Origin of the sequence: Bacteroides uniformis (assembly GCF_025147485.1) — a bacterium.
GTDB lineage: Bacteria > Bacteroidota > Bacteroidia > Bacteroidales > Bacteroidaceae > Bacteroides > Bacteroides uniformis.
The window spans coordinates 945706-966139 of record NZ_CP102263.1 but is presented as its reverse complement, the minus strand read 5'-3'; the positions used below and the strand labels follow the sequence as shown (position 1 = coordinate 966139).

Here is a 20434-nt window from a genome sequence, read left to right as displayed (position 1 = left end):
TAATTTTCAATTTACAGTCAGTTTTGCTTTGTTTACATGCTGACTATCATGTCCAATCATTATCTCGAAGTCGCCTGGCTCAACGGTCAGTTGCAACGCATGGTTGTAGTACTCCAGTTGCTTGCGGCCAATCTCAAACGATACGGTCTTGCTCTCGCCGGCTTTGAGACTGATTTTCTCGAAACCTTTCAGCTCCTTCACCGGGCGTGAACTGGTGGCATAGATGTCCCTTACATAGAGTTGTACCACCTCCTTGCCATCCCGTTTGCCGGTGTTGGTCACCGTCACCGATGCCTTCACCTGACCGTCGGCAGTCATCTCATTGTTTGATAGTGTGACGTCGCTGTATTCGAAGGTCGTGTAGCTCAATCCGTGCCCAAAAGCATAGAGTGGCCCGTGGATGCAGTCGAGATAGTTGCTGTTGAAGCGAGAATAGGCTGCACCATCCTGATGCGGACGTCCCGTGTTCTTGTGGTTGTAGTAGATAGGGCACTGACCCACGTTGCGCGGGAAAGAGGTGGACAGACGGGCACTCGGATTGACATCGCCAAAGACCACATCGGCCATGGCACGACCTGCCTGGTCGCCCAACGACCATGTATAAAGTATGGCATCGGCCAGCGGTTCGGTCTCGGTGAGCGCCAGCGGTCGGCCGGCGGTCAAGATGAGAATTACCGGCTTGCCGGTAGCCTTCAGCGCTTTGAGAAGTTCTACCTGCGGGAGCCCCAGGGTAATGTCGGAACGTGACACGCCTTCGCCGTTCATGTTGTTCAGCTCACCCAAGGCAGCCACCACCACATCGCTCCGGCGGGCCAGGGCCACAGCCTCTGCCACGAGTTGCTCGTTTGGACGAGTATGTACAGGTTTGATGACCTGTCCCGGCTTGTAGGCGCCCAGATATTGGTTGACCATATCTTGTTCCAGTTGCTTGTCTTCAAGCACCCAACAGCCTTCGGCGTATGTAACCGAACCGCCATGACCTGTTACAGCTTCTTGCATACCTTCCAAAAAAGTTACACAGCCATCGGCAAACCTGGAGAAGGACCAACTGCCCTGCATCTCTTTGGCTGCCACCGCAAACGGACCCACCAGGGCAATCTTGGCCGATTTGGAGAGAGGCAGCACACTAGCTTCATTCTTGAGCAACACCTGGCATTCTCTGGCTATCTCACGGCTGAGCTGACGCGCCTCATCGGTGTGAATCTCGCGCTGGTAACGCTGTAGATTCAGGTAGCGATAGGGGTCTTCAAAGAGTCCCAGCTTGTATTTGGCTTCCAACACCCGGCGACAAGCCACCTCAATATCTTTTTCCGATAAACGTCCCTGCTTGACGAGGTTCTCTAGATTGTCCATATAGGCACTTCCGTTGAGGTCCATATCTACCGAAGCCTCTATGGCCAGTGCAGTAACCTCCTCAATATCGCCTATGCCGTGGTTCACACATTCGTTGATGCCTTCATAGTCGGAGGTGATGAATCCCTTGAATCCCCATTCTTCGCGCAACAGGTCGTTGAGCAGATAGCGGTTGATGTGTGCAGGGATACCCTCGAAATCGTTGAAAGAAGCCATAAAACTGCCGGCACCCTCGTAGGCAGATTCACGATAAGGTGGAAGGAATCCGTTAAGAGCCTCCTGGCGTCCCATGTTCACAATGTTGTAGTCGCGGCCACCCTCTACCGCTCCATAGAGCGCATAGTGTTTCACGCAAGCCATTACCGTAGTGTTGTCGGCAAGGTCAGTACCCTGATAACCGCGTACCATTGCCTTACCAAGTTCACCGCACAGAAAAGGGTCTTCTCCAAATGTTTCAGCAATGCGTCCCCAACGGGCATCCCGGCAGATATCCAGCATCGGCGAATAGACCCAGTTGATGCCGGAAGCCGTAGCCTCAAGGGAAGCAGCGCGGGCTCCCCGCTCTATCAGTTCCGGATTCCATGAGGTGGACATAGCTAGCGGTATAGGCTGCACCGTTTGCAAACCATGAATAACATCGTAGCCGAACATCAGTGGAATGCCCAGGCGACTCTTCTCTACTGCCAGTTTCTGTGCTGCCAGCAGATCTTCTGCCACATAGCTGCCATACATGGCGCCAAGTTTGCCATCGACTATGAGTTGTTCGCGGCTGTCGTTATCGTCAGATGCGTTGCCCGATACAAACGAAGGCACCGCCAGAAGATTCAACTGTCCTACCTTTTCTGTGAGCGTCATCTTTGCCATCAGGTCATCGATAAACGCATCCATCTCTCCATTAGCAGAGGGAGGGGGAGTATAACTGGTCAGAGTCAATACTCCACATGCTAAAGCAATCAATTTGCTATATTTCATCATATTCACTTAAATTTATTATTTAGAGTTCTAAAATTGTAGAGGATTCACCACTCCACATTAGGCTTTATTAACAACTCTTAAGATTATTAATTATCAATAGTTTTCATCTCTGAAAAGTAAACTGTGCGCAATGGCATAGTGTGAGCATCACCGATGAGACAGATACTATCAGTAAGGCGAATATCGTTGGATGCTGCACCAACTTTTATAATGAAATCACCCTTTTCTATAGCCCATATTCCATCATTATAATAACCCAATTGTTGCGGTGACATGATAAAGTCTATTTTTTTAGTTTCGCCCGGCTTAAGTGATACTCGACCAAACCCGGCGAGTTTAATGGGTTTCAATGGTTGACTTGCTGAAGTAGGTGATATATATATCTGTACGATTTCGTCACCTTCGCGCGACCCGGTATTAGTCACATTGAAGGAAATATTGAATAACTCATCAGTCGTGAAAACTGATTTGTCAACTACTAGGTCTGAATAATCAAAAGTAGTGTAATTCAGTCCGTACCCGAAGTGATATTGAATACGCTCATCAGGAGTACTGGAATAATTATAGCAGATGTTTTCGTTAAGTTCTACTTTTGGATAACTCACACTCAACTTTCCTGATGGCGCAACATTACCGTAAATAATATCGGCTAGAGCATTACCCCCTTCTTCACCGGGGTACCACGCCTGAATCACAGCTGCACATTTATCCGCAAGGTCGCCAATAACTTGTGCACGCCCACCGAACATAACCAATACAACAGGCTTACCTGTAACTATTAATTGTCTGACAAATTCCTCTTGTTTTCCTGGTAACCGTAAACTTCCACGGTCTCGATTTTCTCCACACAGTAAAGTATTCTCCCCCATTGCAGCAATGATTATGTCGCTATTGGCAGCTAACGAAAGCGCTTCTTTAGCATCTATTTTCTCATCGCGGGCTATATGGCGATTCTTATCGAGCCATATTGCACGATCATCCCCGCCTTTTGAAATGGATGTCTCAGTTTTGTCAACCCAATCCACACCACAGGAATAGTTCAAAGTGCATCCATCTGGTAGTTTTTTTTCCAGACCTTCTTTCAAAGTTATAATCTGATTATTTGTGTTTCCGGTATTAATGCCTCGCCAAAAATAGTGCAAGCCTTGATATGTGTAATCGCCAAGCATAGCCCACATTGTGTTGGCATTAGGTCCCACAAGAGCTATCTTCCTAGGATGTTCGATAGGGAGGATGTTATCATTCTTAAGAAGTACTACTGATTGTGTAGCAAGTTCATAAGCGGTTTGACGTTCCTCGGCGGTGTCGAATTCTATATCGCCTTCTGCACAGAATGTCGGATTTTTATCAAACAGACCCACTGCAGCTTTTAGCCTCAAAACTCGTTTGACAGCGCCCTCGAATGTCGCCTCACTAACAAGTCCTTGCTTTATTGCTTCGGGAAGGTATTGATAATTGTCACGGTTTTGAAATTCCACATCGTTCCCAGCATTTATGGCAGCCACTCCACGATGCAACGCATCTTCTTCTGTGTCAATCTGGTTAATCGAACCATAGTCACTTACTGTTATGCCGTCAAATCCGAGATAATTACGCAAAATATCCTGCATAAGATATTTATTGGCAACGGCTTTCACACCATGGAAGTAGTGATAACCGGTCATTATCACTTTACTACCCTTAGTTCGAATCATTGTTTCGTGAGGCAAGAGTATTTCTTCAAAAAGTTCTTTTCTCCTATCGGTATTGCATCCGCCCCCATAGCCCAAAAAATGTTTTGAACATGCCGCCACTCCACTTTTCATCCCTCCGTCCTGCAAACCTTCAACAAAAGCAGAACCCATAGCAGCACTTAGATAAGCATCTTCGCCATACGATTCCTCCAAACGGTTGAAATATGGATTCCGAATCACATCCACCATAGGTGACAACGAAAGCATGCCTCCGATTTTTCGCATGCTGATAGCAGTTTGACGAGTTTTTTCTGCAGCCAGGTCAGTATTGAACGAACATGCCAAACCAATTTGCTGTGGGTAAACCGTTGCTTCTTTTGCAGCAATACCTGTTATGACTTCTTCATGAAATAAGGCCGGTATTCCAGTTGGTGTATTCTTCACCAGCCACTCCTGCACTTGTTTTACCATATCGCGAAGCTCTTCGGGTCCATCTAACGAATTGCTGGCATACTGAGCAAAATGTCCTATTCCGTTAGGAATAAGTTCATAGCATCGGATTGTATCAAGCTGATTGTTTTTGTCGAAAAGTTCCGATAGATACATGCTCTGAAGTTGAGCTGCACGCTCATCCATACTCATGCGTTGATATATGTTATCGATTATCTTCTCGGTAAACTCATTTGACAACGGTATTTCCTGTGCTTTGTGTCGAAAGAAAACGGATGCCGATTTATTATCAGAGGCACAACCAGCCAGAATCAACGCTCCACATGCTAAAGCAATCAATTTATTGTATTTCATTCTATTGTCAAAAATGTTTTGGAGGGGTTATCGCTCCGCATCAGGCTTTAGAATGGCTCACTTACTGTTTATGCCTAATTCCTAATACCTAAATGCCTTTATTTCAGATTAATGAATCCATTTCTGCTTGAGCGAGCGATAACTCCCATCTATTTTATATACTGTAGATTATGTACTATCGGGTACTTCCGACTTGGCTTCATGGTTTTGGTTTGAAGCACCAGAAGGAACAAGCTGCCCATGGATAAAGTGCTTGCCCTTCTTCGGCAGGCGCAGCCAATACAAGATTATTGGCATCACACTTCACAATGAAGAACTCAGTGGGCAGGTACGTAGGCGCGGCACCCTCGCCAACCAGGGCTATGGCCGTACCATAAAGGATGGGGGCCGTTACCTTAAGCTTGCCTACCGACCAGTTGGGCACGATGTCGTCGAAGTCGTACGTGAAGGTGCCGGTGCGACCTGTGGGAGCGACAGAGAAATTGCCGTCTATATCGAGCGTCATGCTGCCGGTGGACTCACCCGTCAGGTGATTGATGGTGGGCATATACAGAGTAAACATGTCCATAATCTCTACACTGGCGGCAAACCACGCGGGGCCGGGGTCGGCCTCGTAACCGCCTAAGCCAAAGAAACTTTGGTCGGCCCAGGTCCATGTCTTCTCGCCATCCTCGCCTATCAGGTCGAGCACTATTTGCGGTAGATTGAAGTCCTTGACAATGACTGTACCCAGTTCTTCTGTCACCTGCTCGCCGTTGGCAAGGGTAAAGGTTGCCGAAAGGGGAAACTCACCCGCACCCGTCAGTCGCATCTGAGCCACATTCTTGTCTGAAGTGACACCGCCGCAGCTCCACACGGTCAATACGGGGTTGCCGTTCTTCACGGTGAGGAGATCTTCTTCATTGGAGAACTCAATCTTTCCCAGGTCGATAGTTGTGCCAAAGTAGGTGGGGGCCCCCTCCTGACCGATGCACAGCCGGGTGGCTATATTGGCCGGAATCGTCGAGATGGTATCTACCTTTACGGTAAACGAGGTCTCGGTGAATGCCTTTCCACCCGAATTCAATCCACGGAAGTTGACGGTATGCTGCCCGGTGAAAGATACCGAAAGTTCGGCATACGCCTTGCGTGCGACAGACTCGCCTACACTCCATTCAGAGAGTATCGGAGAATTGTTTTCTACAACAATGATGTTACCATTTTTGCCATCGACCACCTTCGGAGCCACACTGAGTTGGAGCTCATCAGCGGGGATGGTGCTATCGTCTATGGTATATGTGTCGGTGATAGGGTCGCAAGATGCGAATGCTCCCATCACAGCGATTATACTGATGTATTTGCAAAAGTTTTTCATGATGATATTTTTAATAATTTAGAGCTACAAATTACTTAATCGAAATTCCAAGTGGTGTAGCGCGCGTCCGGAGTGTCCCAGCCGGGATTTTGCGTGAGTACACCGTCGGACAACTGAATTTGCGCGGGCGGAATAGGCCAGAATCCGCCGGTGGCTTGATAACGTGCGGCATACTTGCCATCGCGCATCACGGTACTTACGCCCAGATTCTTTAGCGTGGTATTGTTCTGTTTGTTGAGTTCAGTCTCTGCAATGTGCCAGCGACGAATGTCCTGAAAGCGCTGTCCCTCGAAGGCAAGTTCGTGGCGACGCTCCTGCTGCAATGCCTCCAGCGAATAGCCGATGGCGGGCAGGCCAGCGCGGGCGCGCACCCGGTTCATGTTGTCGGCATTGCCGGTTAATTCACTGTGCATAAGCAGCACGTCGGCAAAGCGGATGATGTAAAGGTCCTCGAACATGGCTGCCCAACGGGGCTGAATGTAGGGATCGTTCATACCCGCAAATTCAGGATGGGCTATCCAAAAGAGCGAGTTGCCCCAGGAACCCATCTTGTCGTATGCTTGCTTGGAGAGAATGGGCTGTAATTTCTTGTTCCACAGACCGGTCTCTTCCCACTGTTGGCGCACCTCGCCACTTTCATAATTGGCCATATCGAATTCATCTTCGTCTACGATAACAGATGCTCTGCGACGGATATCATCAGGCTCGGCTGCTTCCCAGGAGTCCCAGAGACTGGTAGGAACCGTTCCAAAGGAGTTGGTGTTGCCAAAGGGGAAAGCAGCCCCATTGTCGCTTTTGCTCATGATGCCGAAGAAACTCAGATAGAGATTGCAGTAGCCGCCCTGATTTTCGTAGGAATAACCGGCAAAGTTGCCGAACTTCACGGCAAACACAGCCTCGGCATTGCCGTTGCCTGCCCAGCGGAGGGGCTGGCCATCTACTCCTGTTACACCGGCCGTATATGCGTAGTCGTCTACCGTATATTCGTTGGTGTATGCCCATAGGTTGCGGAAATCGCCCACCAACTGGTGTCCGGAGTTAGCGATGCAGTCTTCCAGCCAGGTTACCACTTGTTGCTTGGTTATGCTGCCGCCGTCGGCCGTGGGCATAGCCTCTTTCTGGTAGTAGCCGGTATAGAAGAGGAAGCAGCGGGCCATCAGCGCCTGGGCTGCCCATTTGGTGGCGTGTCCGGACTCTATTTCGTGATACTTCTTATCGCTCATAAGGCTGATAGCTTGCTGCAAATCGGTAGCTATCTGCGCCCACACCTCGTCGGCAGTAGCACGGGGCGTGTTAGTCTCTTGCGTAGTGCTGAGTATCAGGGGTACGCCGCCAAACAGTTCAGCCAGTTCGTAGTACTGGAAGGCACGCATGAAACAGGCTTCGCCCTTACGTTGGCTGAAGAGTCCGGCATCGGGCACGTTGTCGGCAGCCTCCATCAGGTCAAGACCCTCCAGGCAGGTATTGGCGGCATAGATGCCCTTATAGTGAATATCCCAGCAGAAGTCAAACTGTGAATCACTCTTATACATCAGATGGTCGAGTTCCGCATCTTGACTTCCGGCAAACATATCGTCGCTGGCATAGAGGTTGGTGAGCAAATAGGAGGATTCGGGCTTTGCCGCCTGATGATTCAGGTTGGCGTACATAGATGTCACAAGCATTTCCACATCATCCATCGATGTGGGGAAATTTTGCGTGTTGGACTGTGTATAGTTCTTGGTATCGAGCAGATCCTCGCACGAGCAGAGCGTCATCGCGGCCAGCGCGACTATCCCCATATATTTCGTTACTTTTTTTGTTTTCATTGTTTTATTTTAATTTAGAGTTAACAGTGTCTTAGAACTTCAGATTGGCGCCAATCAGCCAGGTACGGGCGATCGGATAAGATCCCATATCTATGCCGCTCACCCACGAAGTGGCGTTTTCGCCATAACGGTCGGTACCGCCGAAACCTACCTCCGGATCCATTCCTTTATAGCCGGTGAAGGTGTAGAGATTCTGTACACTTACATAGAGGCGCAGTTGCGACAGTGGGCAATTCTTCCAGAGGCGCTTGAAGTCATATCCCAATGTCATGTTCTGAATGCGGAGATAGTCGCCGTTCTCTATGTCAATATCAGTCACATGTTCTGCAATCATGGCACTGTTGCCCAGACGCGGGTAGCGGTTGGATGTACCTTCGCCATGCCAGCGGTCAAATGCCTCGATGGTGTGCTGGCGCGTGCCATAGTAGAGTTGTTGCCCAAAGGCTCCGGAAGTGGTGACCGAGAAGTCGAAGCCCTTCCATCCGAGATTGACCGAGAAGCCCAGACGCCAGTCGGGGTGTGGATTGCCAATCATGGTCTTGTCTTTTTCGTCGATAACTCCATCGTGGTGGCGATCCACATAAATCAGGTCGCCGGGTTGAGGGTTGGCCTGTGCCACACCGTTGCCTGCTGCCTTCCAATCATCAATCTGCTTTTGGTTTTGGAAAACACCGGCTGTCTGATAGCCCCAGAAGTAACCGATGGGATAACCAACCTGTGCCCGGTAGAACTCGGCGGCGTTGACGGAAGCAATAGCTCCTTCATTGCCGTGGATGATGCCCTCTGAATTGGCAATACGGGTGACTTCATTCTTGTTATACGAGGCATTTAGGCTCAATCCGTATGTGAAGTCCTTACCCACACGGTCGTTCCAGGCGAGGGAGAGTTCCACACCCTTGTTGCTCACGTCGCCACCATTGATGTAGGGGGCCTGGGTACCTGCTGTGGAGAGTACCGGAGCCTGTACGAGCCAGTCCTTGGTCTTCTTGTTGTACCAGTCGGCGCTTACCCGCAAGCGGTTGCCCAAGAATACGGCATCAATACCCAAGTTGATTTGTTCGGACTTCTCCCACGTCACATTTTCATTGGCCAATGTGGTGGCATAGGCACCGGTGGTAGGAAGCTTCCCCGTTGCGATGTGTGTCTGTCCAAACTGGTAGCCATGCGAGAGGTCGAAAGCAATGGGCGACACATACTGAAAGTTAGGTATCGACTGATTACCATTCTGTCCCCAACTGGCACGCAGTTTCAGGAAGTCGAGCCAGCCACGGGTGCTTTCCATAAACTTTTCCTCGCTGATAAGCCATCCGGCCGATACAGAGGGGAAGATGCCCCAGCGATTTCCACGGGCAAAGTTACTAGAGCCATCGGCACGAATAATCAGCGTAGCCATGTACTTGTCTTTGTAATTGTAGTTGATACGACCGAAGAACGAGGCCAGCGCCCATTCGTCAAACGGATAGCCCTCGATGTCGGTGGCGGCGTTTCCGATGGTGTTGGATATCCACGCATGATCCATATCGGGTTTCATCGTGGGCAATTGTTGCCCTTCCGTCACGCTGTTGATTATAGAAAGGTTTTCGCCCGGTATGGTCTTCTCAAACGACTGGCCTACCAGTACATCAAAGAGGTGACCGTTCCAATTGGGAAGGATGTAAGAGATTGTATTCTCCTGCGAAATGTTATGTCCCAATGCTGAGCTCTGGGCCACAATATATGAGGCACTTCCCTCGTTTGTAGCAGCCTGATAGGGAGCGGTAAGTGAACGGTAGGAGCTGTTGGTCATACGGTAACTGAACGAACTGCGCCACTTCAGATTCTTAATGGGTTCTACCTCCAGATAGGCAGTCGCGTTGAGGCCGTATGTGCGGTTCTTGTTCAGCCCATGCGCCTTCTGCATCATCAGAATAGGATTGCCCTGTTTATCGTCATACACCCAGCCCGTTTGCTGCATGTCGTGGTAGTCGAACAGTTCTCCTTCGGCATTGTGCATAGGCAATAGCGGAGTAGTCTTTATGGAATTATAGACATCGTTATAGAGAGTAGATGTCTGTGCTATCGTGCTCTGGTTTGAGTAGTAGAACAGTAAATTCTCGCCAATCTTGATGATGTCCCGATCGCTTCCCTTGAGGAGCACATGATCGGAGTTAATACGGGCGGTATAACGCGTATAGTTGGGCACAGTACCCTTGCCTATAATACCGTCTTGCGAGGTAAAACTGAAACCGGCTGAGAACTTGCTCATCTCGTTACCACCTGTCAGATTGATGGCATGGTTCTGCATCGCTGCATTCTCGTTGCGCATCTCGTCGAGCCAGTTAGTACCTTGCCAACCGTTCTGAAGCATATTCCAAGTGTATTCGCCCAATTGTGTCTGCCAGTTCAGCGCCGGAACACCGTTATTGAAGTTGGTTTCATCAGTAATTGCCATGAATTGCTGCGCATTGAGCGTGTTGGGCATCTTATATACGTTCTGCCAACCGTAATACATGTCGTAACTGAGCTGTATCTTGCCCGTCTTACCTTGTTTGGTCGTAACCAGGATAACACCATTAGCGGCACGCGAACCATAAATAGCAGCCGAAGCAGCATCTTTGAGCACATCGATAGACTCAATATCTGCCGGGTTGAGCGTATTGATGTCGCTACCGGCCACACCGTCAATCACATACAGCGGTGCAGAGTCGCCCACGGTACCGATACCGCGAATATTCACCTTGAAACCTTCGCCGGGCAGACCGTTGTTGGCTGTAATGTTGATGCCGGGCGTCTGGTTCTGTAATGCACCCAGTGCACTGGTGGTATTGAGTTTTGTCACATCATCACCCTTCACTTGTACGGTGGCGCCGGTAACGAGTTTCTTCTTCTGTACACCGTAGCCCACTACTACCACTTCTTCCAGTTCCCGATAGTCTTCTTCCAACGTAATCTGGAGATGAGTGACATCTGTTACTTCTATAACGCGGGTCTTATAGCCTACATAGGAGATTTCGAGTTTGGCTCCCCGGTTGACCGTTAGCGTGAAATTACCTTCAATATCGGTAATCACACCGTTGGTTGTACCTTGTTCTATCACACTGGCGCCGATAATGGCACCCATTGCATCGGATACATTGCCTGTCAACTTTACCGTCTGTTGCTGCATCTTCTGCACATCAGGACTCTGAACTGCATAGACCTGAGAGGTTGCTCCCAGTGTCATGGCAGACAATAATCCTGCAAATAGCATAGACTTGTTAAAACTAAATTTACGATTCATTGTTCTGTTTTTTAAGTATTAGTAATTAGTATAAAGTTACCTTATCTCAAGTTTCGGATTTAGGTTTATTAGTTTGTAATAGATATGTGAATTATGATATCCATTATCTTCTGCGACACCGTATGTTCATTCTTACCACACTTCTGCAACTGTGCCCACAAAGCTTCGGATGACACTTTGCAACCTGCTCCCTACGCAAACATAAACGATATGGGGTGCAAAGTCCGTTTCGATGCGACGCAATCTTAGAATAAAGGATTTATTTCTATGAATAAAGGCTTTAGTTATAGAAACAAAGGCTTTATTTTTGCGAACAAATCCTTTATTCTAAGATTTCATAGGCACAAAAGACATTTTGCGCAGGCACGAGATACACTCTGCATAGGCACGGAAGATGGGTGATTTTCCCTTTTCACCATGTAAAGAGGTTTCAATCCTAACTTCTGATTCTAAATCCGAAACTCTTGCCTTATTCATTGTAATTTCCTCTAATGAATTTCCGTTTCTGCTGCTAAATTACGATATTAATATAGATAACCTAACTGCGGGTAGCTGGTGACGGTAGATTCTAATTCAATATATTTATTTTATAATCAATGATTTATGCTTTGTGTTGGACGATAAAAAAGTAGATTTTATAGACGATTTGATGAGGCTAATTTCCTTATCCGGATGAAAAAGTGTAGTGAAAAATTCTGCTTTTTACGTCATAGGATAATGAAAACTGTAGTGTTTCCAAATATCTTAGTATCTTTAGGGCAAAATAAGAATATAAGTATGAAAACAGTTGCCAGAACCTTTTTGTTACTTTTCCTATGTAGCCTACAAGGTAAAGCAGCATTCTATAGCGACAAGGCTGCAAACCTGTTGAACACACTGGATTCACTGATAGAGAACTACCCTCAAGTCATCGAACAGCGCCAATCGGCTATCAACCGGATAGCTAGTAAACCTATGCCCAATACGCTACAGGCGCGCTATGAACACAACAAACGTTTGTTTCAGGAATATCAATATTTCAATATAGATTCGGCACTCGTATATGTCAATGCCAATATTGTCATTGCCCAACAGACGGGTGATGACAACATGATGAACCTATGTCGTATACAGAGGTCATATATTTATGCCATTATTGGACAACTGCATGAATCTGTTGAAGAGATGCGACAAATAGACCACGACAAACTAACAGGAGGTATGCTTATAGAATATTTGGGACAGATGTCTCTGCTCTACTCCCGATTTGCCGAATATACAGACGGTGGTAGCGATAAGCGAGATTATTATTACGAGAGAGAACACTTTTATATAGATTCTACCTTGAATGTACTACCTCATGAAAATCCCTATTACATTCTTTATAAAGGATTAAAAGACTTACGAGCCGGGAACTATTCCGGTTCCATCGTTGCAATAAAAGTATATTTGGAAACATCAAAGACAATCAGCATCGCTAACAGCAAATTGCTATATATGCTATCCACACTATATCGGGACAACAATCAACCGGATCTGAGGCTGGAGTGTTTGGCAGAAGCCGCCATCATGGATATGACACTGGCCAACAACGATAACGTTACATTGCATGACTTGGCTACGCTACTCAATGAAAAAGGGGATAATGAGCGCGCTTACAAATATATCTCCCTATGTCTGGAAATGGCCCATATCATGAACAATCGGGTCCGTATGGTTTCTTGTCTCTCTACATTTGATGCCATACAGAAGACAAGTCTGCAAATTAAGAAAGCTAAAAACAGACAGTTAAGCTGGTCGCTATGGGTTATCGGATTCGTTTCTTGCCTGCTCACCCTTACTCTGATATATACGTACAGAATTTTGAAACACCGTAGCCGGCAACGGATAGAACTGAAGAATCTGAATGGACTGCTTTCTGCTTCGAATACAGAGTTGGAGTCGGCCAATGAACGGTTGAAGAACAGCCTGCATGAAATCACCGTACTTCACCAGCAGATTACAGAAACCAACAACCTGCTGAAAGAAGCCAATGAAAAACTCTATGACCAGAATATCATCAAAGAAGAATATATAGGATTTGTGCTCACCCTCTGTTCTGACTACATCAGTAAGCTTGACCAATACCGAAAAAACATCAACAACAAGGTGAAAACCCAGCAGTATAAAGACCTACTGAAATTTACGGATTCTCCCATCATGATAGAATCTGAATTAAAGGAGTTTTATCGGACTTTCGATGCTATTTTCTTACATGTCTATCCTTCTTTCGTGAGCGACTTCAACTCTTTACTTCAACCCGAATACCGTATCATCCCCAAGGAAGAGGGGCGGCTAAACACGGAATTGCGCATATTCGCACTAATGCATCTCGGCGTTACGGATTCCAGCAAAATTGCAGATTTCTTCCACTGGTCAACCCAGACGGTCTATAACAAACGGGTGTACATCCGTCAGAAGGCTATTGACCGTGAAACCTTCAATGATCAAGTGCGCAAGCTGGGAAAATAGAAAGGAAGCAGCATCTACTTACGAATTTCTGTATAGCTTTGGCGACATTCCTGTATGATTTCTGAAATATCGACCAAAATGGGATTGAGTCGAGAAATTCAAGTCATAGGCTATTTGTTGGATGGAGAGAGTGGACGATTTAAGCAAGGTCTTGGCTTCTAAAATAGTATATTTGTCAATCCAATCCGTTGCATGTTTTCCCGTTTGTTGTTGAATCACAGTAGAAAGATATTTCGGGGTCAGATTCAGTTTGTCTGCATAAAAACCGACACTCCTTTCCTTGCGAAAGTATTTTTCTACATTCTTTATGAACTCCTGAAAAATGGATTCGCTTCGGGATAAAACTGCCGGAGCGTAGTTGGTTAAAAGCAAATTAAAGATATTACAAGCCAAGATATATAAATAGTATTGAATGATCTGTTGACGAAATATATTTCCGGTATCTGTCATCGTTTGTTTCAAACATTTCAATAGGACTTCAAACTCCTGCTTTTTGGAAGCCAATACCGGTTGACAGGGATTTTCTCTGATTAAGTGGAGGAATCTTAGTATATGACTTCCCTGCAACTCGAAGAGGCTTTCTTTTAAGCACATCAATTCTGCCTTGAAGTTCTTGCTTAATTCCAACACCTCGAAAGGTTTGCCTTCCATCACTATCAAAAAGTGGTTTTCCAGCACTGTAATCTCTTCAAAACCGACTATTAACCGGGCATACCCCTCCGAGCATATTACAATTAAGAGGCTATCTAATTTGACAGGGTGTCCGGTAATGGCAAAAGTTCCCAGATGTTCCATCGGAGACGTATAGTTATCAAAAATAAGGAACTTGTCTGATAACGCTTCTGTAGAGGCGAACTCCTGCACCATTCGTAAACCAATATTCTGTGCTTTGTCTTTCATGAACGTCTAATTTGGTCAACAAAAATAATCATTTTTTCTTTTGTATGACTCGATTCCGACTTTTTGGTCAATAATGACGACTATAATGCCTAAATGGCATGTGAGAATTCTTCACCTTTACACAAAAATAATAATAACAGTAATAACAATGAAACTATTCAGCTTGTCTCTCCTTTGTTTTGCGCTACTCTGTTCTTGTGGGAACCATGGCGTCAAAGAAAAACCGATTGTAAAAAACGTGTATATCGTACATGCCGAGCCTATCGCAGGAAATACATTCCGGTCGTTCCCCGGAGTGGTCAAAGCAGCGCAGCAGATTGATCTCGGTTTTAAAATAGCCGGACAAATCAAGCAATTGTGCGTTGATGAGGGTGACTATATCCGTGAAGGACAGCTCATTGCCAGGTTGGACGATACGGATTACCAACTGCAACTGGCAGCTACCGAAAGCCAGTACCGACAGTTGAGTACGGAAATGACAAGACTGGAAGAACTACACCGTCGAAATAATATAACCGACAATGATTATGAAAAAGCCGTAGCCGGATTGGAGCAGTTGAAAGTACAACTGGAATCGAACCGGAACACCGTCAACTACACCCAACTTCATTCTCCTATATCGGGCTATATCCAGGCTATTCATTTTGAAAAAGCAGAAATGGTCAATACGGGAACAGCCGTTGTTACATTGGTCGATGTAAATAACATAGAAATAGAGAGCGAACTCCCTGCATCTGTTTACCTGCAAAAAGATAACTTTATAAGTTATTCATGTCATTCTCGGTTATTGGCAGATAATAACTTTTCTTTGAAATTAGCCTCGATAAATCCCAAATCTAACAGCAATCAGTTATACAGGATGCGCCTGTTTCCCGAAACAGATGCGAAGAACGCTCTTTCGATAGGAATGAATGTAGAGGTAACGGTGGAAATTCGCAATGGAGAACATTCAGGTGGTTATACCCTTTGGCCCAGATCTGTATTTATGCAGAACGGTAAAAGTTATGTATGGGTCGTGAATGACCGTTCCGAAGTGAAGTTAAAACCCGTGGAGATATCCGGTCTCGACAGCAAAGGGCGAATCATCATCCTGTCTGGCCTGAACGAAACAGACAATATTGTTGAATCGGGGTTGAGTGCCCTCGATGAAGGTGATGTAGTACGGGTAATCGCACAACCCGCCAAAACAAATGTAGGAGGGATACTATAATGAAACTGACTGATTTTTTCTTCAAAAACGCCACGTTCTTTTGGACGTGCGTGGTAATGATCGTGTTCAGCGGTATATACGCCTACATTATTATGCCGAAACTGGAAGACCCTGAATTGTCTGTCAAGCAAGCAATGGTGGTAACTTACTATCCGGGGGCTTCTGCACACGAAGTCGAACTCGAAGTTACATCGGTACTCGAAGATGAACTACGGACACTCAGTAATATTTCCGATATGGAATCGGTCTCTTCGGAAAATATGTCAACTATCACTATCAATATCGACATGGCTGTTCCGGTTGAGGGTCTCGAACAACGTTGGGATATTCTTCGTAGAAAGGTGGAGTCAGCCGCGCAACGGTTGCCGTCAGGGGCTTATCCTCCAGTGGTGGTAGACGATGTAAGTGATATCTACGGAATGTTCTATGCCCTTTCCGCCGAAGGCTATACGCTTGCGGAAATGGAAGAATATGCCGGGCTTATTAAACGTGAACTCCTTGAATTGAAAGGAGTAAGGCGGATTTCATTCTTTGGCACAAGGAATGAAAATGTAAATATAAAGCTCCCCAAAGAAATGATTGCACGCAACAGCATCTACCCTGTGCAAATTATGACTACTATCGATGCCCGCAATCAGCCAGTCAATGCCGGGCATTACTATTCGGATGGTCAATTGCTGCGTAATGAGGTCGGTGGCAAACTAAGGAGCGCTGAAGATGTGAAAGACCTTATTATGCAAACGCCTTCCGGCGGGCAGGTAAAGTTAGGCGATATTGCCGAAGTTGCAAAGGAGTATGCCGATCCGCAGACCAGGGGCTTTTGGGTGAACGGTCATCCGGCAATCGCTCTTTGCGTTTCGATGGAGCCAGGCGTTGTGGTTACGGATGTAGGTAAGCTGGTCGAGGCGCGAATGACGGAGCTCCAAGAGCGGTTGCCTGCCGGATTTGAGTATGAAAAGATATATTTCCAACCGGACAGGGTATCGAACGCAATAGGCTCTTTCAACTGGAACCTCGTAATATCGGTAGTCATCGTAGTGCTTGTACTGATTCTTACAATGGGCATCAGAGGTGGGCTAATTATCGGTGCAGGACTGATTTTGACCGTATTGATGACTTTTCCCGTATTACTGATGACAGGAGGAACATTACAACGCATATCATTGGGGGCATTCATTGTGGCAATGGGTATGCTGGTTGATAACGCGGTTGTGGTTCTCGACGGTATACTTGTAGACAGGGGAAATGGTCTGCCGCCAAAGAAAGCATTGTTCCGGACAGCGGAAAACACAGCGTGGCCTTTAATGGGTGCAACTTTAATCGCCATAATGACTTTCCTTCCTGTCGGATTATCCAACGATACCGCTGGAGAATATGCACGTGATCTGTTTTTTGTGCTGGCCATATCATTGTTGGTAAGTTGGGTGCTTGCCATGACACAGATACCTGTCTTTGCAAAACTATTCTTATCGGCACGTGCAAACGGCGGTAAAAAACCAGAGAAGATAAAAGATCAACTCAACACACCCCTTCATAAGGTTATCCGAAAGGCGCTTCATTTTTTTATGAACCATAAAATATCAACTTTTTTGGTAAGTTTCGGATGTTTGGTTCTGGCTTTCGTTGGATTCTTTTCGGTTAAGTCGATATTCTTCCCCGACTTCGATTATAACCAGTTATATGTAGAATATACCCTGCCACCGCAAACGCACCCTGACAGGGTAAAACATGATTTGCTGGAAATATCGGAAAAACTCTCGGACTATGACGAGATAAACAAGATAACGGCAAGTCAGGCGCAAACCCCCGCCCGATATTGCCTTGTGCGTTCCATCAATGCGGTGGGCGACAATTACGGAGAATTGATTATCGACTTCGAGGATTACCGCGATGCATACAGACTTCTTCCGGAAATCCAGACACGACTGCGGGAAGAATATCCCGATGCGTATGTTCGGGTACGGAAATACAATTTCGCAGTCAGTACGAGCCACACGGTTGAGGCCATATTCTCCGGTCCCGATCCGCAGATATTAAGAGAGCTGGCCGGGCAAGGCAAAGAAATTATGCGCGATTGTGCAATAGTGGATGCTTATTCGGTTACCGACAACTGGCAACCTCAGGGAAAATCCATATACAGGGATTATTCCGAACAATCCGCCAAACGTAGCGGAATGAACCGCAGCGATATTGCGAACGCTTTATTGGCCTCAGCAGAAGGCTTGCCCGTAGGTCTTATTTACGAAAATGACAAATCGGTTATTATTAATCTGAAAGTCCAGAATTCGGATGACAGTCGCATTACAGACCAGAATGACATACCGGTATGGGGGATGATTCCAAATACCAGCCTTGAAGAAGTAAATACAGGTAGAGTATTGCAGGGTACGGCGACACCCGACGATATAACTGACAATATGTTCCGCACAATCCCTTTAAGTCAGATAACGAATAACGAACGCGTTAAGTGGGAAGAAACAAGCGTGGCGCGTTACGACGGTAAACGGGCGATAAAAGTACAGTGTGACCCTCTTGCCGGCGAAGCTCCCGGCGAGATACTGTCGGAAATCCAGGATCGGTTTGAACAAATAGAACTCCCTGCCGGGTATTCACTCAAATGGTTAGGAGAACAGAAATTACAGAACAGCGCATTTGAAAATATTTTCGGATTCGTGCCGATAGCCCTTGTGTTGATTGTGCTGATTCTTGTATGGTTGTTCAATGATATGCGCAAGGTTCTGCTGGTTATTCTGTGTCTGCCTTTCGCATTCATAGGAATCACCCCCCTTTTGCTTGTAACAGGTACACCATTCACATTTATGGGTATAATCGGAGCGATGGGATTGATGGGAATGCTGATTAAGAACTCTATCGTATTGGTAGACGAGATTACGCGCCTTACAAAAGAAGGAATGGTTCCCTATGATGCGGTCATTAATTCGACAGTAAATCGTACCCGTCCGGTAATAATGGCTTCGGCCACGACCATACTTGGCATGCTCCCGCTTCTGTTCGACCCTATGTATTCCAGTCTGGCAGTTGTGGTAGTTGCCGGTTTGACAGCAGGCACCATAATTACGCTGATTCTGCTGCCTATTTTTTATTCATTATTTTTCAAAATTAAAAAAACTTCGCTAATAAATATTTACGAATGAAAAAGAAAACAATCATCCTTGTAACTCTGGCACTTATGCTTTTGGGAGTGAACACCAATGCTCAAATGTCAGAAAAGCCTCGTGTCATTGCAATGACTGACGGAGAGATAGATGACCAATGTTCTATGATCCGCTTCCTGCTCCATGCTAACGATATGGAAGTTGTAGCTATTATCCAAACCAATTCCATTTTTCAACGGGGTGGATGGAGTAATGCCGGATGGATAGAAAAGCAACTTGATGCTTACGAACAGGTATATCCCAACCTCATCGTACACGATCCTGCTTATCCTACTGCCAACGAACTAAGAAGCAAACTCTTCCTTGGTGACCAAGATTCAACACATATTGTGGTCGATACAGATGTCATCCGTCGTGTACCCGGAACTGAATCCATGATAGACCCCACGCATTGGGCTGATACACCCGGTTCCGATAAGATTGTTGAAACTCTTTTGGAAAACGATCCTCGCAAAGTCTATATACAGGCTTGGGGAGGTGGTAACACCGCAGCCAAAGCTTTCCAAAAGTTAAAAACCCAATACCCTTCCGAGTACGAGCGTGCTGTGAAGAAAGCAGTTATGTACAACATCTGGTATCAGGATGGCGCTGGAAACTACATTGAAACTTACCACCCCGACGTCACTCTGCTGGTGTCTTACTACTTTAGTGGAACTTGGGATTACGGTAGCCAACGTTATACCGACGGTTTTGCCAAAAACTATCTGCACAACGATCACGGTCCATTGGCAGCCCTTTATCCACAGGATTACATCAGCGAAGGCGATTCACCTGCGTTCCTTTATACGCTTGGTAGCGGATTACGTGGTTATGAAGACCCTACTTACGGTGGTTGGGGCGGACAGTTCTATAAAATAGAAGGACTAAAAAACGTATATCGTGATGTAGACCGTGGTAGTTACCTGCGGTGGGTAGAAGTAGCCAACCGTGATTTTGAATCCAGACTCCGGTGGTGTGTAGCTGGCAAATATGAAGATGCTAACCACAAACCGGTAATCGCCATACCCGGCGGGCTGGAAAAAACAGTGAAATCCGGTGAAACCGTAACCCTAAATGCCGATATCACAGAACCAGATTCCCTTGATATTGACGGAATCTGGGCGAAATACTCTGCCCTTTATGAGCAGCTCGGCTTTAATAAAGAAAGTTTTGTCGAAATAGCTCCGCAACGTTATCCCAAATATAACGCTTACTGGTGGCAATATAAAGAAGCAGGAACATACAATGGCTATATCGACATTGTCGCCGTTGACTCAGGCAAATCTACCTTTGTTGCTCCCAAAGTCGACAAACCCGAAACCCTGCACCTCATCCTTGAAGTGACCGATACGGGGATTCCGGCGTTGACCACCTTCGCCCGCGTTATTGTTACTATCTTCCCCACAGATAAATAAGAACCAATAAGAAAATGTCATGTTAAGAAAAACGATAC

10 protein-coding genes are annotated in these 20434 nt (G+C 46.4%); 4 read left to right on the top strand and 6 right to left on the bottom strand.

Annotated elements, in window-relative coordinates; genetic code table 11:
• Positions 1-6 precede the first annotated feature (6 nt).
• The 5 genes from bglX to NQ510_RS03660 all read right to left on the bottom strand — a co-directional run bounded on the left by bglX (position 7) and on the right by NQ510_RS03660 (position 11226).
• Positions 7-2328, bottom strand: coding sequence for a beta-glucosidase BglX (gene bglX / locus NQ510_RS03680; protein ID WP_005830688.1), 2322 nt, complete (start codon positions 2326-2328; stop codon positions 7-9).
• 86 nt (positions 2329-2414) lie between these two features.
• On the bottom strand, positions 2415-4805 hold the full coding sequence (locus tag NQ510_RS03675; RefSeq protein ID WP_005830686.1) for a glycoside hydrolase family 3 N-terminal domain-containing protein: 2391 nt from the start codon (positions 4803-4805) through the stop codon (positions 2415-2417).
• 199 nt (positions 4806-5004) lie between these two features.
• Positions 5005-6159, bottom strand: coding sequence for a hypothetical protein (locus NQ510_RS03670; RefSeq protein ID WP_005830684.1), 1155 nt, complete (start codon positions 6157-6159; stop codon positions 5005-5007).
• 35 nt (positions 6160-6194) lie between these two features.
• Entirely contained in the window at positions 6195-7967 is a 1773-nt protein-coding gene (locus NQ510_RS03665) for a RagB/SusD family nutrient uptake outer membrane protein (RefSeq protein ID WP_005830682.1), read from the bottom strand.
• A 31-nt stretch (positions 7968-7998) separates the two neighbouring features.
• Complete coding sequence (locus NQ510_RS03660; protein ID WP_005830680.1) at positions 7999-11226, bottom strand: SusC/RagA family TonB-linked outer membrane protein; 3228 nt, start codon at positions 11224-11226, stop codon at positions 7999-8001.
• Positions 11227-12003: 777 nt separating this feature from the next.
• Here NQ510_RS03660 and NQ510_RS03655 point away from each other — a divergent pair.
• Positions 12004-13716, top strand: coding sequence for a DUF6377 domain-containing protein (locus NQ510_RS03655; protein WP_034525926.1), 1713 nt, complete (start codon positions 12004-12006; stop codon positions 13714-13716).
• Positions 13717-13734: 18 nt separating this feature from the next.
• Here NQ510_RS03655 and NQ510_RS03650 read toward each other — a convergent pair whose 3' ends face one another.
• On the bottom strand, positions 13735-14616 hold the full coding sequence (locus NQ510_RS03650; protein WP_005830672.1) for a helix-turn-helix domain-containing protein: 882 nt from the start codon (positions 14614-14616) through the stop codon (positions 13735-13737).
• A gap of 148 nt (positions 14617-14764) precedes the next feature.
• On the opposite strand from NQ510_RS03650, the gene NQ510_RS03645 reads away from it, so the two are divergent.
• Genes NQ510_RS03645 through NQ510_RS03635 form a run of 3 tightly spaced genes read left to right on the top strand, consistent with a single transcriptional unit; the run spans position 14765 to position 20396 of the window.
• A complete protein-coding gene (locus NQ510_RS03645; RefSeq protein ID WP_158560251.1) occupies positions 14765-15826 on the top strand; it encodes an efflux RND transporter periplasmic adaptor subunit in 1062 nt (353 codons plus the stop codon).
• The gene (locus NQ510_RS03640; protein ID WP_005830668.1) at positions 15826-18981 is read left to right on the top strand and encodes an efflux RND transporter permease subunit; all 3156 of its coding nucleotides are present in this window, start codon (positions 15826-15828) and stop codon (positions 18979-18981) included. Before NQ510_RS03645 ends, NQ510_RS03640 begins: the two co-directional genes overlap by 1 nt.
• Positions 18978-20396: a DUF1593 domain-containing protein gene (locus tag NQ510_RS03635; RefSeq protein WP_005830666.1), complete on the top strand. Its 1419-nt coding sequence runs from the start codon at positions 18978-18980 to the stop codon at positions 20394-20396. The genes NQ510_RS03640 and NQ510_RS03635 overlap by 4 nt, the downstream gene beginning before the upstream one ends.
• Positions 20397-20434: the final 38 nt, after the last annotated feature.

Excerpts from the sequence above, each read along its gene's own strand:
- bglX (WP_005830688.1), bottom strand. The coding sequence starts at position 2,328 with ATGATGAAATATAGCAAATTGATTGCTTTAGCATGTGGAGTATTGACT.
- NQ510_RS03675 (WP_005830686.1), bottom strand. The coding sequence starts at position 4,805 with ATGAAATACAATAAATTGATTGCTTTAGCATGTGGAGCGTTGATTCTG.
- NQ510_RS03660 (WP_005830680.1), bottom strand. The coding sequence starts at position 11,226 with ATGAATCGTAAATTTAGTTTTAACAAGTCTATGCTATTTGCAGGATTA.
- NQ510_RS03635 (WP_005830666.1), top strand. The coding sequence starts at position 18,978 with ATGAAAAAGAAAACAATCATCCTTGTAACTCTGGCACTTATGCTTTTG.
- NQ510_RS03645 (WP_158560251.1), top strand. The coding sequence starts at position 14,765 with ATGAAACTATTCAGCTTGTCTCTCCTTTGTTTTGCGCTACTCTGTTCT.
- NQ510_RS03650 (WP_005830672.1), bottom strand. The coding sequence starts at position 14,616 with ATGAAAGACAAAGCACAGAATATTGGTTTACGAATGGTGCAGGAGTTC.
- NQ510_RS03655 (WP_034525926.1), top strand. The coding sequence starts at position 12,004 with ATGAAAACAGTTGCCAGAACCTTTTTGTTACTTTTCCTATGTAGCCTA.
- NQ510_RS03670 (WP_005830684.1), bottom strand. The coding sequence starts at position 6,159 with ATGAAAAACTTTTGCAAATACATCAGTATAATCGCTGTGATGGGAGCA.
- NQ510_RS03640 (WP_005830668.1), top strand. The coding sequence starts at position 15,826 with ATGAAACTGACTGATTTTTTCTTCAAAAACGCCACGTTCTTTTGGACG.
- NQ510_RS03665 (WP_005830682.1), bottom strand. The coding sequence starts at position 7,967 with ATGAAAACAAAAAAAGTAACGAAATATATGGGGATAGTCGCGCTGGCC.